General features: G+C 69.8%; 13 protein-coding genes. 5 read left to right on the top strand and 8 right to left on the bottom strand.

The window, feature by feature from the left end:
• Window positions 1-46: 46 nt before the first annotated feature.
• On the top strand, window positions 47-361 hold the full coding sequence (locus tag LX88_RS36910) for a hypothetical protein (protein ID WP_258952395.1): 315 nt from the start codon (window positions 47-49) through the stop codon (window positions 359-361).
• On the opposite strand, the gene LX88_RS36905 is transcribed toward LX88_RS36910, so the two are convergent.
• From LX88_RS36905 to LX88_RS36885, 5 genes are all read right to left on the bottom strand, one after another.
• On the bottom strand, window positions 358-1,257 hold the full coding sequence (locus LX88_RS36905; RefSeq protein ID WP_258952394.1) for an alpha/beta hydrolase: 900 nt from the start codon (window positions 1,255-1,257) through the stop codon (window positions 358-360). The two genes, LX88_RS36910 and LX88_RS36905, sit on opposite strands and share 4 nt — an antisense overlap.
• Entirely contained in the window at window positions 1,257-1,562 is a 306-nt protein-coding gene (locus LX88_RS36900) for a putative quinol monooxygenase (protein ID WP_258952393.1), read from the bottom strand. Before LX88_RS36900 ends, LX88_RS36905 begins: the two co-directional genes overlap by 1 nt.
• 111 nt (window positions 1,563-1,673) lie before the next feature.
• Complete coding sequence (locus LX88_RS36895) at window positions 1,674-2,630, bottom strand: hypothetical protein (protein ID WP_258952392.1); 957 nt, start codon at window positions 2,628-2,630, stop codon at window positions 1,674-1,676.
• Window positions 2,627-3,829, bottom strand: coding sequence for an MFS transporter (locus LX88_RS36890; RefSeq protein WP_258952461.1), 1,203 nt, complete (start codon window positions 3,827-3,829; stop codon window positions 2,627-2,629). Before LX88_RS36890 ends, LX88_RS36895 begins: the two co-directional genes overlap by 4 nt.
• Window positions 3,830-3,849: 20 nt before the next feature.
• A complete protein-coding gene (locus tag LX88_RS36885) occupies window positions 3,850-5,208 on the bottom strand; it encodes a CBM96 family carbohydrate-binding protein (protein ID WP_258952391.1) in 1,359 nt (452 codons plus the stop codon).
• Window positions 5,209-5,381: 173 nt separating this feature from the next.
• On the opposite strand from LX88_RS36885, the gene LX88_RS36880 reads away from it, so the two are divergent.
• Window positions 5,382-5,960 (top strand): hypothetical protein, encoded by a 579-nt coding sequence (locus LX88_RS36880; RefSeq protein WP_258952390.1) that lies wholly within the window; start codon window positions 5,382-5,384, stop codon window positions 5,958-5,960.
• Here LX88_RS36880 and LX88_RS36875 read toward each other — a convergent pair.
• Entirely contained in the window at window positions 5,923-6,909 is a 987-nt protein-coding gene (locus LX88_RS36875; protein WP_258952389.1) for a PHP domain-containing protein, read from the bottom strand. The two genes, LX88_RS36880 and LX88_RS36875, sit on opposite strands and share 38 nt — an antisense overlap.
• A gap of 157 nt (window positions 6,910-7,066) precedes the next feature.
• Here LX88_RS36875 and LX88_RS36870 point away from each other — a divergent pair, with 157 nt between their 5' ends.
• Entirely contained in the window at window positions 7,067-8,638 is a 1,572-nt protein-coding gene (locus LX88_RS36870; protein WP_258952388.1) for an alpha/beta fold hydrolase, read from the top strand.
• Window positions 8,639-8,961: 323 nt separating this feature from the next.
• Here LX88_RS36870 and LX88_RS36865 read toward each other — a convergent pair whose 3' ends face one another.
• The gene (locus tag LX88_RS36865) at window positions 8,962-9,909 is read right to left on the bottom strand and encodes an MASE1 domain-containing protein (RefSeq protein ID WP_258952387.1); all 948 of its coding nucleotides are present in this window, start codon (window positions 9,907-9,909) and stop codon (window positions 8,962-8,964) included.
• Between the two features lie 267 nt (window positions 9,910-10,176).
• On the opposite strand from LX88_RS36865, the gene LX88_RS36860 reads away from it, so the two are divergent.
• Both LX88_RS36860 and LX88_RS36855 read left to right on the top strand, forming a co-directional pair.
• Entirely contained in the window at window positions 10,177-12,315 is a 2,139-nt protein-coding gene (locus LX88_RS36860; protein ID WP_258952386.1) for a molybdopterin oxidoreductase family protein, read from the top strand.
• Window positions 12,316-12,356: 41 nt separating this feature from the next.
• Window positions 12,357-14,138, top strand: a complete 1,782-nt coding sequence (locus LX88_RS36855) for an AMP-dependent synthetase/ligase (protein WP_258952385.1) — start codon at window positions 12,357-12,359, stop codon at window positions 14,136-14,138.
• A gap of 217 nt (window positions 14,139-14,355) precedes the next feature.
• Here the strand turns inward: LX88_RS36855 and LX88_RS36850 are convergent, their stop codons facing one another.
• Window positions 14,356-15,339, bottom strand: coding sequence for a LacI family DNA-binding transcriptional regulator (locus LX88_RS36850; RefSeq protein WP_258952384.1), 984 nt, complete (start codon window positions 15,337-15,339; stop codon window positions 14,356-14,358).
• Window positions 15,340-15,358: the final 19 nt, after the last annotated feature.

The following is a 15,358-nucleotide window of genomic DNA, read 5'->3' as shown; positions in this document are numbered from 1 at the left end:
CCGGACATCTCTGACTAGTCTCGCTGCTGAGGCTTGGTAGGAGGTTGTGACGGTGCTGTCGTGCGTCGAGGTTCGCCGCTCCACCGGAGGCCTCCGGTTGTTCGTCCGTCCCCCGGCCGCGTCGCTCTGGAGCGCGCGGCTGGGGTACGAGCGGGTGTCGGAGTTGCTGACCGCGATTCGTCAGGCGCAGTCGTGCACCGTGCCGGACGTGGCACTGCGGTACGTGCCCGACCAGCGCACCGGTGAGGCGGTGCTGGCGTGCGAGACGGGGTCCGTTCTGCTGGACGCCGACGAGGTGTCGGCGTTGCACGACACGCTTCGCGCGCACATGCCGGACCGGATGAGGCCTCTCCCCATCTAGGACAAACGGCGCTCAAGCCAATCGGTGCGCGTGCGCCTCGCCCGGACGGAAAGCCCGGCGTCGGGGAAGATCGCGTCGAAGCCGTGGAACCCGCCTGCCCACGTGTGCAGTTCGGCGTCACCGCCCGCCGCCCAGATGCGGGACGCGTAGGCGACGTCCTCGTCGCGGAACACCTCCGCCGTCCCGGTGTCGACGTACGTGGCGGGCAACCCGGACAGGTCCTCGGCCAAAGCCGGTGACACGTAACCGGGAACGTCCGTGAGGTCGCCGAGCACCGAGCGCCAGCCGAACTCGTTCATCTCCCGCGTCCACACCCCGGGTTCGCCCGAGTACTGCGTGCTGGACGTGGTGTTGTTGCGGTGGTCGAGCATCGGGCAGATCAGCACCTGGGCCGCGATCTCCGGGCCGCCCCGGTCGCGGGCCATCAGCGTGATCCCGGCGGCCAGACCGCCGCCGGCGCTGATGCCCGCCACGACGATCTTCCCGATGCCGAGGGCTTCCGCGTTCTCGGCCGTCCACAAGAGGCCGCGGTAGCAGTCCTCGACGAGTGTCGTCCCGTTCGCCTCCGGAGCGAGCCGGTGTTCCACCGTGACCACGACGACGCCGAGTTCTTCCAGCCACTGCAGGGGGATGTCGATCTGGGAGAAGCGGTCGCCCATCATCATGCCGCCACCGTGGATCCAGTAGACGCACGGCGCGGGCTCGGTGAGTCCCTTGGGGCGGAAGACGGTCAGCGTGATCTCGCCGACCGTGACGTCGTGCCGTTCGGCGTCGGTCTTGAACGGTGGCGACGGCATCTGGCGGATCTGCTGGAGCAGCTCGTAGGTGAGCTCGATCCCCAGCGGCATGCCGGCGAGGAGTGTGCGCAGCTCGGGGTCGATGGCCGGGCGGGACATCAGAACGCCGCCTTTCCGCCGACGGGCAGCTCGTCGGAATACGTGGACTCGCCGTCGAGCAGGGTCTGGAGGTTCGCGACGAGAGCCTGCGCCTCCTCGGTGGCGAAGAACGCGCTGTGCGCCTCGGCCGTCGTCCAGCCCTCGGTCACGTGGACGACGTCCGGGTTGCCGGCCGAGCGGCTGACCAGGAAGACCACGCAGTCGTCGTTGGTCAGCGACGGTGCGTTGAGCAGGAACTCGACCACTTCGTCGCGCTTGCCGGGCCGGGCGGTGAGGGTGGCGTGGAAACCGTGCTCGACGCTCATCTGTTCCTACCTTCTGTTCGTTCCGCTGTTCTGGCGATGGACTCATCAGATCAGCTTGAACAGGGTGGACAGGAGATCGATGCTGTCGCACTCTTGCCCAATCCTGCCGATCTACGTGATCGGCGCGGGAGAGCTCGCCTCCGGGACCAGGATCGCGGGCGTCCCGGTGCCGTCCGCGGGCACGGACCACACGTCGTTGAGCCCGTCGTCGCGCTGGATGCCGTACGCGACGGTCCTGTCGTCGACCCAGGCCGGTTGGTCGTCGACGCTGCGGGTCTCGGCGAGCTCGGTGATCCGGCGCGTCGCCAGGTCGAGCACGGACACCCGCCAGCCCTTCTGCGGGTCGCCGCCGACCGCCTTCTTGTAGGCGACGCGGGTGCCGTCCGGGGAGAGCGACGGGCACTCGACGTCGTCCAAGTCCGTGAGCGGACGGATCTTGCGCGCCGCGAAGTCGCCTTCGAGCAGGTAGCGGTGGCCGCCGGTGGACATGGTGGCGTAGAAGCGGTTGTCGTCGGCGGTGAACGTGACGCCCCAGTAGTTCGTGTCGACCGGCCGCTGCGGCATGCCCTCGACCGCGAACTCCTCCAGCGACGCGACCAGCGCGCCGGTCTTCGTGTCGAGGATGCCGGTGCTGGTGGAGAACCCGTTGGCGGCGTAGGAATGCCCGTCGACGAACAGCGTCCACGCCACCATCCGGCCGCTGGCCGACACCCGCGTGCGGTTCGGGAACCCGGTCAGCGGGACCGTCCTGAGCTCCTTCAGATCGCGGTCGAGCACGGCCAGTTCGCTCGCCTTCAGCGCTCCGACCGGCCGCAGGCAGGAGATCGTGCCTGCGGCCGAGTAGACGCGGTCGCAGCGTTGCTCGGTGACCTCCCGCGACCCGGCCGGGTCGGTCCGCGACACCGTGGAGAGCTTGCCGTTGCTCAGGACCATCAGCCTTGGCCCGGCACCGGCCGGAACGGACTGCGCGGCGTCGTCCGGCGTAACACCGGACAGCGCGGTGTAGCCGGCGGCGACTCCCCCGAGCAGGACGGCGGCGGTCAGGGTGATCAGCAGGCGCTTGGTCACGGGCGGCGTCCCAGCAGTGCGGCGGTGGCGATCAGGGCGCAGACCACCGCGACGGCGGCGATCCGGGTGGCGGCTTCGGGACTCCAGAACTGCCAGGCGAGACCGAACAGCACGGACGAGCCGAGGTAGGCGAGCGCCTGTCCACTTTGGATCAGCGCGATCCCAGTGGTGCGCAGGCGTTCCGGCAGGACCGGGCCCGCGAGCGCCATCAGCACGCCGTCCGTGCACGCGTAGAAGACGCCGTAGAGCAGCACCACCAGCACGAGGAGCGGCCAGCCGCCCAACGGTCCGTGCAGCAGCAGGTAGACGACGGTCAGCGCGCCGTATCCGGCCAGCATGACCCTGAGCCTGCCGACCCTGTCGGCGAGTGCGCCCAGTGGCGCGGCGAGCAGCAGGTAGACCAGACTCGTGCCCACGGCGAGCAACGGGAACCAGCCGAACGCCAGCCCTTCGCGCTTCTGCAGCAACAGGTACACGAAGCCGTCGCCGATGGTGACCAGGCCGAGCAGCGACGCGGCCAGCACGATCCGGCGGACGGCCGGGTCCTTGAGCAGCGCGAGTTTGAGAGGCTCCCTGCGTGCCAGGGGTTCCGGCCGGTCCCGCACGTAAAGCACGAGCACCAGCACGCCGAACGCGGCGATGCAGGCGCTGGTGACGAACACGGCGTCGAACGACTGGGCGGAGGCCGCGAGCACGGCCATCGCGACCAGCGGCCCGGCGAACGCGCCGATGCCGTCCATCGCCCGGTGCACGCCGAACGCCCGTCCCAGGTCGCCGCTGGGCGTCGAGAGGGTGATCAGCGCGTCGCGCGGGGCGGTCCGCAGGCCCTTGCCCGCGCGGTCGGCGGTGATCACGAAGCCCAGCGCGGTCAGGGAGTTCCCGGCGGCGAGGAGTCCGAGCTTGGCGACCGCCGAGACGCCGTAACCGAAGCCGGCGACGGCCTTGCGCTTGTTCGTCCGGTCGGCGAGGTAGCCGCCCGCGAGTCTGAGGAGCGTGGTGGCGCCGGTGTAGACGCCGTCGATCAGCCCGTACGCGGCGGGACTGAGCTGGAGGCCGATGACCAGGTACAGCGGCAGGACCGCGGCCACCATCTCCGACGAGACGTCGGTGATGAGGCTGACCGTGCCGAGCGCGAAGACGTTGCCGCTCAGCCCTTTCCAGTTCGCTGACTTCGGCTTGTCTAATGTGGACAGGTACATCATCGGCCTCCAGCGGTCCGTCAGTGGCAGTTGGTCGTGCCGCTGTCGGTGTAGGTCTTGCCCGCCTCGGGGACGAACTGCCAGTCGAAGCTGTTGCTGTGCAGCGTCAGCTTCAGCACGCCGCGCGTGCCGGTGTTGCGGGCCTCGCTGTTGGGCTTGATCGTGCCGAAGCCGTAGGCGCCCGCGCCGCCCATGCCCGCGACGAACGTCCGGATGCCCCGCGAGTTGTCCAGCCCGCCCGTGGGGTTCTGCGGGGCGAACCGCTCGTACTGGTGGTTGTGACCGAAGACCACCACGTCGGCGTTGGCGTCGTACAGCGCCTGGAACAACGGCCTGGTGGCCGTCGAGGGCGAGTGGTTGGCGCCGCTGGTGAACAGCGGGTGGTGCCAGTACGCCGCGGTGCACGGCTTCGTGCTCGCCGCCAGGTCCTGCCGCAGCCACTGCTCCTGCGCGCTGCCCGCCGACATGCTGATGTTGGAGTTCAGCGACACGATGTGCCAGTTGCCGAGGTCGTAGGAGTAGTGACCGCGGCCGGACGGCCCGGCCTGTGCGCCGAAGTAGTTGTAGTAACCCGTGGCGCCACTGGTGTGGTAGTCGTGGTTGCCCGGCGTTGGCCTGGTGCGCGCCTTGTGCCGGCCCCACGTGGGCTCGTAGTAGGTGTTGAACTGGCTCGCGGTGCCGTCCGGGTAGACGTTGTCGCCCGTGGTCCAGACGGTGCCCTGGATGTTGTCCAGCAACGCGGCCGTGGCCGTGTCACCGGAACCGGAGTCGGCGATGTCGCCCGCGCCGACCCAGACCGGGTCGCCGGGAGGCGGGATCGTGCCGTCGGTGACGACGAGCTGCGGTGCGGTGGAACCGGACTCGCGGGAGTCGTAGTCGGCGCCGTCCGTGCTGCTCGACGTGATGCCGATGCTGTAGGTGCCGTTGCCCGTGACGTAGCCGGTGACGTCGACCTCGTACCAGGCGTTGCGCACGACCGAGCCGAGCGAACCGAGCGTGGCGCCGTCGATCGCGGGCTGGTTGTTCCAGGTCACCGCGGTCTCGGTCCAGCTGACGTTGGACATCACCCTGAACGTGCCGCCGTTCGGGCTCTGCGCGCCGGAGACGTCGTCGGTGTGGATGCGCAGCTTGGCGTTGCTGACGCTGCCGGTGATCCCGGAGACGGTGAACTTGAGGAACGACCGCTTGATCGACGAGTTGTCGATGCCGAGCTGGCCGGACGTGCCGTAGTTCGTGCCGGTGGACCCGTTGTCGACGTAGGTGTCGGCGGTGGGCGTGAAGGTGGTGGTGGCAGCGAGAGCTGCGGTGGAGGCGGTGAGTGTGGCCGCCGTGACGATGACGGTGGAGAGCACGGCCAAAGGAGCCCTGCGTCGTGACATGCCTGTCCTTGTGGTGGTGGGCGGACATGGGCCGTCGCGAAGAGTAGGGGCGCGGTGGTTCGGTCACCAATGATCGTTCGGCGGCGGTTGGGTGAACGGTGGGAAAACCCCTCCAGGGGGTGACTGCCGGGGCGGATCGGTATTTCCACGCCCGCTGCCCGCTCCATCAGAACATGGGAGTCGAGGTCTGCGACCCTCGCTGGCTCGCGGCCGTGCCAGGGGCCGAGCTCGTGGTCGCGCTGGACGAGGTGGGGGAACACGCCGCAGCCGGGCACCGGGTGACGGTGCTGATCGACTTGGTGCCGGACAACGTGACGATGCTGCGGGGCCTGGCCGCCGAAGCCGTGGCCGAAGGCGCCCGCAAGGTGCGGGTGCGGCCGCACGGCGTCGACCGGGTCGATCTCGTCTACGCGGCCGTGGAGCTGAACCGGGTCGCGGAGGATGACGCCGTCGAGGTGCAGTTCGACGTCACGTCCACCGCCTTGCTGCGGGCCGATCCCACAGCGTTCATGCGGGTCGATCCGCTCGTGGTGCGGGCGGACGGGACGGTCGTGCCGATCTGCGCCGGGCTGGAGCGGTACGCGCTCGGGTCACTCGGGTCGCTTCCCGACCTGCTGGCCGCGTGGGACCCCGAGCCCGTCCGCGACCTGTGCCGGGTCGCCCTGGTCCGCGCGCTGGCCGACACCGGGCCGCTCGTGTCCTGGTACGAGCACCTCACCCGGACAGCAGCCGGGCTGCGCTCCTCGTGTTGATCACCTGGTCCGGTTCGACACCGCACTCCTCCGCCCGCGCGCAGCCGTAGTTCAGCCAGTCGAGCTGGCCGGGCGCGTGCGCGTCGCTGTCGATGGAGAACGTGCACCCGGCGTCGACGGCCAGGCTGAGCAGCCGGCGCGGGGGGTCGAGGCGTTCCGGCCGTGAGTTGATCTCGACGGCGGTGCCGTGCTCGGCGCAGGCCTCGAAGACCTGGACGGCGTCGAACTGGGACTCCGGGCGGCCCTTGCCCACGACCAGCCGGCCCGTGCAGTGGCCGAGGACGTCGACGTGCGGGTTCTTGACCGCGTTGACCATCCTGCGGGTCATCTCGGCGCGCGGCATCTTCAGTTTCGAGTGGACGCTCGCGACCACGACGTCGAGGCGTGCCAGCAGGTTCTCGTCCTGGTCGAGCGAACCGTCGTCGAGGATGTCGACCTCGATCCCGGTGAGGACCACGAACGGCGCCAGCTCGGCGTTGAGCTCCGCGACGACCTCGAGCTGCTTCTCGAGCCGCTCCCGGGACAGTCCATTCGCGACGGTCAGCCGCGGGGAGTGGTCCGTCAGCACCATGAACTCGTGGCCGAGATCGCGTGCCGCCTCGGCCATGTCCCTGATCGGGCTGCCGCCGTCGGACCAGTCGGAGTGGACGTGGCAGTCGCCCTTCAGCCGCGCGCGCATCTCCTCGCCGCCGGTGATGTCGACGTGCCGGAGCTTCGCCAGGTACGACGGCTCGCGGTTCGCGAGCGCGTCCGCGACGACCCCGGCCGTCGACTTGCCCACGCCCTTGAGGTCGGTGAGCGTGCCGAGCTTCGCCCGTTTCTCGACGTCGGCGGGGTCGAGGCCGGCGAGGACGGCGGCCGCGTTGCGGAACGCCTGGACGCGGTAGGTCGGCTCGCCGGCACGTTCGAGGTGGAAGGCCACCTGCTTCAACGCCTTGACCGGATCCATACCCCTTCCTACCTCATCCGCGGTGTCCGCGCGCCTCGCGTGCCACCGTCTCGAATGGTGCCGGTGCGGTGAATTTCACCCGACCTTCGGGGGTGTCGACCGGACCGGCGACTGCGGAAGCGTTCTGCCGCTGGCCGACGATCGTGAGGGGTACGCGGTGAGGAAGCGTTGGGGCGCGGCGGCTTTGGTCGCTCCGCTGTTCATGTCCCTGGTGGGAACGGCCCAGGCGGCGCCGGGACCGTTGGACGAGTACTACACGCAGACCGTCGCCTGGGCCGAGTGCCCGGCGGGCTGGATCTCGCCCTCGGCGGGGGTCGAGTGCGCCACCGTCATCGTGCCGATGGACTACAAGAACCCGGGCAACGGCAACCTGGAGATCGCCCTCTCGCGCAAGAAGGCGACAGATCCGGCGCGCCGCAGAGGCGTGCTGATGACGAACCCCGGCGGACCCGGAGGCTCGGGCCTCGGCGCCGTGCACTGGTTCAACGCCCAGACCGACGTCCTGAAGATCTACGACGTCATCGGCATGGACCCGCGCGGTGTCGGCCGGTCGACGCAGATCCGCTGCGTCTCCACGCCGTCGGACGACGAGTTCCCCTCGCGCCCAACGGATGCGCAGCTCTCGAACTGGTCGGACTACGCCCGCGCGGTCGAGGACAACTGCCAGCGCGGCGGCGGTGAGATGCGCCGGTTCATCTCGACCATGAACACCGCCCGCGACATGGACGTCATCCGCGGGGCCATGGGGGAGAAGAAGATCTCCTACGTCGGCTACTCCTACGGCACGCAGCTCGGCGCCGTCTACGGCTCGATGTTTCCCACGCGCCTCGACCGCAGCGTCCTCGACTCCGCCCTGGACCCGCTGAAGACGTGGCACGAGCAGGACGTCGACGTGGTGGACGCGATCACCGACAACCTCCGCAAGTGGACGGAGTGGACCGCCGCCCGCAACGGCACCTACGGCCTCGGCACCACCCCCGCCGCGGTGCGCGGTGAACTCGACGCCATCGCCGCGCGCCTGAAGACCGGCCCCCACGGCGGCTACGCGGACGTGACCTCCTTCGACTACGCGGCGGGCGCCACCCGCTACCGCCGCTCCTGGGCCGCGTTCTCCCGCCACATCGCCTCGATCAAGGCGGGCGCCGCGGACCCGGCAGAGGCCTCCGCGATCGTGGCCGCACTCAAGAAGGGCGACATCGAGCCCACGTCACCGGGCACCTACCAGGCCGTGGTGTGCGAATGGGACTGGTTCTCCGACGTCAACACCTACTACAACGACATGAAGCGCTGGCGCGACACCAACCCGTACGGCGGCACCGTCGACTACATGGCGCCGACCAACTGCACGTTCCGCGCCTTCCAGCGCCCGGAGAAGATCCCGGCCATCACCCGCAAGTACCCGGCCGGCCTGGTGGTCAACTCCGACGGCGACACCCAGACCCCGCTCGCCAACGGCCGCGTCATGGCGGAGCACCTGAGCCAGCCGCTGATCAGCGTGGCCAACGACGGCCAGCACGGCCACTACGCGTTGCGCCGCAACACCTGCGTCGACACGCTGGTCAACAAGTACCTGGTGTCGGGGATCCTGCCGGCGTCGCGGGTGACCTGTGCCGGGACGGACATCGCGGAGACCGTGCCTCCTGGTCAGGCGGCGACCCTGGGTGTGCAGTCGGCCCGGCCGTTGAGCGACATTCTCGGTGAGATCGCAGCGGAGACGAAGCCCTTCTAGTGGTGCGGCCTGGAAGGTTGCCGGGGGAATGCGCGGTCAGACGGCCACGAGGTGCCCTGCTGGGCGTGGATTACCTCGCCAACCTTCCGGGTCACACCACTAGTGCCCTACGCCGGAAGTCCGCCGCTGAAGTCCCTGCCGTTTGTGCCGCACGCGGGGCGCTTTCGTGCGCGTGGAGCGCACGAAAGCGCCCCGCGTGCAGTTGATGACGGCGTGGCTGAGGCCCCGCGACGTTGATGAGGGGAGCTTTCCCAAACCTGAGGTTGATGAAAGCTCCCCTCATCAACCTTCATACTTTGATGACGAATTTCCGGCGCAGGACACTAGCCGGGCGGCACGACGCGGCCGAGCCGTTTGCGCGCTCCTACGTCCTGGTAGCGCGCGACGGTCTCGGCCAGCTGCTCGCAGGCCCGCTCGATGGCCTGCCTGGCCTCGTTGCGCTCGCTGGTGATGGCGCTCAGGATCAGCCCGGTCAGCGCCACCGAGCCGTTGAACGCCTGCAGCACGATCATGGTGGTCAGCAGGTCGCCGGTGGCGAAGTGACCGCTGGCCGCGGCCATCACGGCGGCCACGGAGATGATCACCGCGCACGGGGCGGCGATCGCGTGCTGGAAGCGGAGCGCGGCCCAGATCAGCATCGGGAACACCAGGAACAGCAGGCGCAGTTCCGTTGTCGTCACGAAGAACGCGAGCGCGGCGGTCGTGACCAGCAGTGCGGCCGCCTCCGCCAGCCTGCGCGGCGCGGCGTTCCACTGGCGCGGCACGGTGAGCAGCAGCGGCGTGAACACCAGCACGCCCATCGCGTCGCCCGTCCACCACACCGACATCACGGCCGGTACCTCGTGCCACGCGATCACGCCACCGAGCCGCAACGCCACCGCGCCGACGAACGCGCTGACCAGCATCGCGCCCAGCGCCCCCGCGAACACGAGCAGCAGCGCGTCCTTCAACCGGTCGAGCGCGGGGCGGAAGCCGAAGCGGGTCAGCAGGTACCAGGCGAGCAGGGGCGCGGCCGTGTTGCCCGCGGTGATCAGCAACGCCGAGAACAGCGGCGCGCCCAGGGAGATGTTGGCGGCGAACGCTCCGAGCGTGATCCCCGGCCAGATCCGGCGGCCGGTCATCAGCAGCGCCGCCACGGAGATCCCCGTCGGCAGCCACAGCGGAGTGACCTGACCCTTCACGAGGGCCAGGACCAGGCCGACCTGCGCGGTCGCGAAGTACGCGACAGCGACCGCGGCGATCGTGGCGGCGGTGCGGAGTGCGGCGTTCACCGCCACATGCTGCACCTGTGCACACATGTTGGCCATACCTCGCCACAGGGCGTACCCACCTGGACTCACTCCGTAGATAGGTACCGGTCAGTTCCGGAAGCATGGTCGGCAGGTGCCGGGCTTTGACCAGTGCAAATCGACATACCGGCTGGTATGCTCGGCGATTCCCAGGCAGTCGCTGGGCCGTTCGGGTCGACCTCGGCCGTGCGGTTGCGTCCGAGGGCAGGTGACTAGTACCCGTTGGTAACAAGCCGCTTAAGGGGACCCATGAAGACGGTGTTCACGACCTGCCCGCTCTGCGAAGCGACCTGCGGGCTGGAGCTGACGGTCGAGGGCGACCGCATCACGAAGGTGCGCGGCGACCGCGAGGACGAGTTCAGCAGGGGCTTCATCTGCCCCAAGGGCGCCTCGCTCGGCACGCTCGACGCCGACCCGGACCGGCTGAGCACGCCGCTGATCAAGCGCGACGGCGAGTTCCAGGAGGCGACCTGGGAGGAGGCCTTCGCGTACATCGACGAACGCCTGAAGGACTTCCCCGATCGCGACGCCGTGGCCATGTACCTCGGCAACCCGGTCGTCCACTCGCTCGCCGGCGGTCTCTACGCCGGACCGCTGCGCAAGGCACTGGGCAGCCGCAACGTCTTCACCGCCAGCACCGTCGACCAGATGCCCAAGCACGTGCAGGTCGGCCACATGTTCGGCGGCATCTTCTCGATCCCCGTGCCCGACATCGACCGCACCGACTTCATGCTGGTGCTGGGCGCGGACCCGTTCTCGTCCAACGGAAGCCTGTGGACGGTCCCGGACGCGCCGGGCCGGTTCAGGGACCTGCAGAAGCGCGGCGGCAGCTTCGTCGTCGTCGACCCGCGCCGCAGCCGCACCGCCCAGGCGGCCGACCAGCACGTCGTGATCAGGCCGGGCACCGACGTGTTCCTGCTGCTGGCGCTCATCCACGAGCTGTTCGCGCAGGACCTGGTGAACCTGCGCGAACTCGCCGGGCACGTCACCGACCACACGGTCGTCCGGCAGCACGTCGAGAAGTTCAGCCCCGAGGCCGTCGAGGGGCGCACGGGCGTCGGCGCGGCCACGATCCGTGCGCTGGCAAGGCGACTGGCGTCAGCCGAACGCGCCGCGGTGTACGGCCGGATCGGCACGACGACCGTCGAGTTCGGCACGGTCGCGTCGTGGGCGGTCGACACCCTCAACGTCCTGACCGGCAACCTCGACCGGCCCGGCGGCGTGATGTGGCCGCTGCCCGCGCACAGCAAGCGCGGATCCGGCAGTGGCAAGGGTTTCGGCATCGGTCGCTGGCACAGCCGGGTCAAGGGCCACCCCGAGGTGATGGGGGAGTACCCCGCCGTCACGATGGTCGACGAGATCGAGACGCCCGGCGAGGGCCAGGTGCGGGCGCTGTTCACGATCGGCGGCAACCCCGCGCTGTCACTGCCGAACTCGGCGCGGGTGAACGACGCCTTGTCCTCGTTGGACTTCATGGTCAGCGTCGACCCGTACCTCAACGAGACCACGAGGCACGCGGACGTCGTCCTGCCGACGCCGCCACCATCACGCCGCGACCACTACGACATCGCGTTCCTCAACAACTCCGTGCGCAACGTCGCGAAGTACTCGCGCGCGGCGATCCCGCTGGAGGAAGGCAGGGTCGACGAGACGGACATCTTCTTCCGCCTCACCACGATCCTCGCCGGCATGGGCCCGGCGGCCGACCTCGACGCCATCGCGGCGTTCCAGCTCGACGACCTGAGGAAGAAGGCAGGCGCCGACTTCGAACCCGAGGGCGAGACGCGCGAGGAACGCCTGCTGGACCTCAAACTCCGCACCGGCGCGTACGGGGTGACGCTGCGGCAGTTGCTCGACCACCCGCACGGCATCGACCTCGGCCCGCTCACCCCGCGCCTGCCGGAGATCCTGCGCACGCCGTCCGGCAAGGTCGAACTGACTCCGCAGCCGATCATGGGCGACCTGCCGCGCGTGCTCGCCGCCCTCGGCACGCCCGAGTCCGGCATGGTCCTGGTCGGCCGCAGGCACCTGCGCACCAACAACTCCTGGATGCACAACGTGCCCGCGCTGGTGAAGGGCAAGCCGTTGTGCACGCTCCTGGTCAACCCCGGCGACGCCACCCGCATCGGCCTGACCGACGGCGGGACCGCCCAGGTCACCTCGCGCGTCGGCAAGATCGAGGTGCTGGTCGAGGTCACCGCGGACATCGCGCCCGGCGTCGTCTCGATGCCGCACGGCTGGGGCCACGACCAGCCCGGCACGCGGCTCACCGTCGCGGCGGAGCACGCCGGCGTGAACGTCAACCTCCTCACCGACGACCTGCGCATCGACCCGCTCTCGGGCACCGCGGTGCTGAACGGCACCCGCGTGCAGGTCGTGCCCGCCTGAAGAAACCCGTCCGGAAACACCCAGTGCTCAGAGGAGTCGTGATGACCGCCGGAGTCACCAGCCCGAACGCGGTGCGAGCCATCCGCCGGATAGCCGACCTGCCGTTCCTCGCGGAGCAGGCCTACGGCGACGCGGTGGCGTGGCGGTTCAAGCAGGACGGGCAGTGGCGCGAGCAGACCTACGCCGAGGTCGCCGAGCTGGTGCTGGACCTCGCCTCCGGGTTCGTCCACGCCGGACTGGAGGCGGGGGACCGGGTCTGCGTGCTCGCGAACACCCGTCCGGAGTGGACGGCGGTCGAGCTCGCGGTGCTCGCGGCGGGCGGCATCGTCGTGCCGATCTACCCGTCGAGCGCCCCGGAGGAGATCGCCTGGGTCGTCGGCGACTCCGGCGCGTCGATCGTGGTGGCCGAGAACGAGGAGCAGTGCGCCAAGGTCGAGTCCGTCGGCTCCGAACTCCCCGAGCTGCGCACGGTTCTCTCGATCGATCCCGCCGGTGACCGCCCGCGGGTCGCCGACCTGCAGGACACCGGCCGCACCTCGCCGCTGGCCGGCGTGCTCGACTCCCGCCGGGCCGCGATCAGGCCGGAGGACCCGAGCCTGATCATCTACACCTCCGGCACCACGGGCCCGCCCAAGGGCTGCGTGCTGACCAACGCGAACTGGGTCGCGCTGTGCCGGCTCGCGGAGGAGACCCGCATCGACGCGATGACCGGCGTCGTCTACCTGTTCCTGCCGCTCGCGCACGTCTTCGCGCAGATCATCATGTTCGGCACGATGTACCGCGGCGGGGCGCTGGCCTACTTCGGCGGTGACATGTTGGCGATCGTGCCGGAACTGGCCGAGGTCCGGCCGACCTTCCTGCCGTCCGTGCCGCGCATCTTCGAGAAGATCTACACGTTCGTCACGTCGAGCGTCCCCGCCGAGCAGCTCTCCCAGGCCGTGGTGCTGGGCCTGGAGGTGCGGCGCAGGCGGGCGGCGGGCGAGCCCGTGCCGGCGGAGATGGCGGCCGCGTTCGAGCAGGTCGACGCGTTGTTCGCCAACGTGCGCGCGGTGTTCGGCGGCCGGCTCGTGCAGGCCCTGTCCGGCGCCGCGCCGATCTCGCCCGAGGTGCTGCGGTTCTTCCACGCTGCCGGGGTGCCGGTGCTGGAGGGCTACGGCATGACCGAGTCCACGGCGGTCGGCACGATCAACACGCTGGACCGCTTCCAGCTCGGCTCGGTCGGCGCGTCCGGTGTGGCTGGCCTCGAGATGTCGCTGGGGGAGGACGGCGAGCTGCTGATGCGCGGCCCGCACGTCTTCGCGGGCTACTGGCGCAACGACGAGGCCACGGCCGAGACGCTGCGGGACGGCTGGCTGCACACCGGCGACCTGGGCGAGATCGACGCGGACGGTTTCGTGACGATCACGGGGCGCAAGAAGGACATCATCATCACCGCGGGCGGCAAGAACATCGCGCCGGCGAACGTGGAGAACGTGCTGCGCCAGTCCCGCTGGATCTCGCACGCCGTGTTGTTCGGCGATCGCAGGCCGTACTGTGTGGCGCTGATCACACTGGATGCCGACGAGATCGTGCCGTGGGCGACGGCCCGTGGTTTGCCGTCCGACGTCGAATCCTTGGTGGGTCACCCGGATGTGCGAACGCTCGTGCAGGAAGTTGTCGACGAAGCGAACTCGCACTTCGCCAGTGTTTCCCAAGTGAAGAAGTTCGTGCTGCTCACCCGGGATCTGTCCCAGGAGGAAGGTGAGCTCACGCCGACGTTGAAGGTCAAGCGCGGCGTGGTGCACCGCCTTCACTCTGCGTTGTACGAAGGGCTCTACGAGTAACCCGTACGTACGAGAAATCCAAAAACAGGTACATCCACCCTGGCGGATTCGGTCCGGTCAGGGCAGAGTGGGACACCAAGCGGCGCTAGGCCCCCTCCCCCCTCGGGCCCAGCCGCTTCGCGGCCCCGGCTCAAGGCGTACTCCCCCCAGACGCCCAGCCGGGGCCGCCTTGCATCTCCGTCCTTTGTGGTCGCGCCGACGACCGATCGGATCCGTGTCAGCGTTTCGGTGGCGTCGTGGTCCCGCGCACGATCAGCTGGGTCTCCGCCACGATCTGCGGCGCGTCGGTGTGGTCCGAGTCGAGCCAGTCCAGCAGGAGGTTCACGGCCGTGCGTCCCGCCTGCGCCACGGGCATCGCCACCGTGGTGAGCGCGGGCGAGCACAGCGAGGCGTAGGTGAGGTCGTCGAACCCCGTCACCGACACGTCGCCCGGCACGGAGACGCCCCGGTCGCGCAGCCGTGCCAGCACGCCCAGCGCCATGATGTCGTTGTAGGCGGCGATCGCCGTCGTGCCGGCCGCGAGGGCGAGGTCCGCCGCCTGCAGGCCGCCCTCGTACCGCGGTGCGAACGGCCCGAGGTCGACCAGATCCACGCCGTGCTTCGCCACCGCGGTCATGAGGCCGCGGCGACGCTCCTGGTTGGACCACGACGTGCGCGGCCCGTTGAGGTAGGCGATGCGGTGGTGCCCCAGCGCGACGAGGTGGTCGACGACGGCGTGCATGCCGCCCGCCGAGTCCATCAACGCCGCGGGCACGCCGGGCAGCCGCCGGTTCAGCAGCACCAGCGACGTCACTCCGGCCACCTCGTGCACCTGCGAGTCCTCCAGGCCCGGAGCGCACAGCACGACCCCGTCGACCTGCTTCGCCATCGCGTGCACCAGCCGGGCCTCGGTGACCGGGTCCTCGTCGCTGTCCGCCACGAACACCGCGTAGTCGGCCTGCGTCGCCCGTGCCTGCACGGCCTTGAGCACGCCGGTGAAGAACGGGTTGTCGAGGTCCGGCACGACGATGCCGATGTTGCCGGTCTTGCCCGTGATCAGCCCGCGCGCCGCCCTGTTGGGCTGGTAGCCGAGCTCGGTCGCGGCGGCCAGCACGCGGGTCCTGGTCTCCGGGCGCACGAGCTCCGGGGACGTCAGCGCACGCGAAACGGTGGCCACCGACACGTGTGCCCGGCGTGCCACGTCGCGGATCGTGACTGCCACTTGTACCTCACCCTCACCA

Source organism: Lentzea californiensis, assembly GCF_024648825.1.
GTDB lineage: Bacteria > Actinomycetota > Actinomycetes > Mycobacteriales > Pseudonocardiaceae > Lentzea > Lentzea californiensis.
Note: the sequence above shows the minus strand (reverse complement) of the source record. Positions and strands in the feature narration are given on the sequence as shown.

Excerpts from the sequence above, each read along its gene's own strand:
- LX88_RS36900 (WP_258952393.1), bottom strand. The coding sequence starts at position 1,562 with ATGAGCGTCGAGCACGGTTTCCACGCCACCCTCACCGCCCGGCCCGGC.
- LX88_RS36890 (WP_258952461.1), bottom strand. The coding sequence starts at position 3,829 with ATGTACCTGTCCACATTAGACAAGCCGAAGTCAGCGAACTGGAAAGGG.
- LX88_RS36905 (WP_258952394.1), bottom strand. The coding sequence starts at position 1,257 with ATGTCCCGCCCGGCCATCGACCCCGAGCTGCGCACACTCCTCGCCGGC.
- LX88_RS36875 (WP_258952389.1), bottom strand. The coding sequence starts at position 6,909 with ATGGATCCGGTCAAGGCGTTGAAGCAGGTGGCCTTCCACCTCGAACGT.
- LX88_RS36855 (WP_258952385.1), top strand. The coding sequence starts at position 12,357 with ATGACCGCCGGAGTCACCAGCCCGAACGCGGTGCGAGCCATCCGCCGG.
- LX88_RS36860 (WP_258952386.1), top strand. The coding sequence starts at position 10,177 with ATGAAGACGGTGTTCACGACCTGCCCGCTCTGCGAAGCGACCTGCGGG.
- LX88_RS36880 (WP_258952390.1), top strand. The coding sequence starts at position 5,382 with ATGGGAGTCGAGGTCTGCGACCCTCGCTGGCTCGCGGCCGTGCCAGGG.
- LX88_RS36885 (WP_258952391.1), bottom strand. The coding sequence starts at position 5,208 with ATGTCACGACGCAGGGCTCCTTTGGCCGTGCTCTCCACCGTCATCGTC.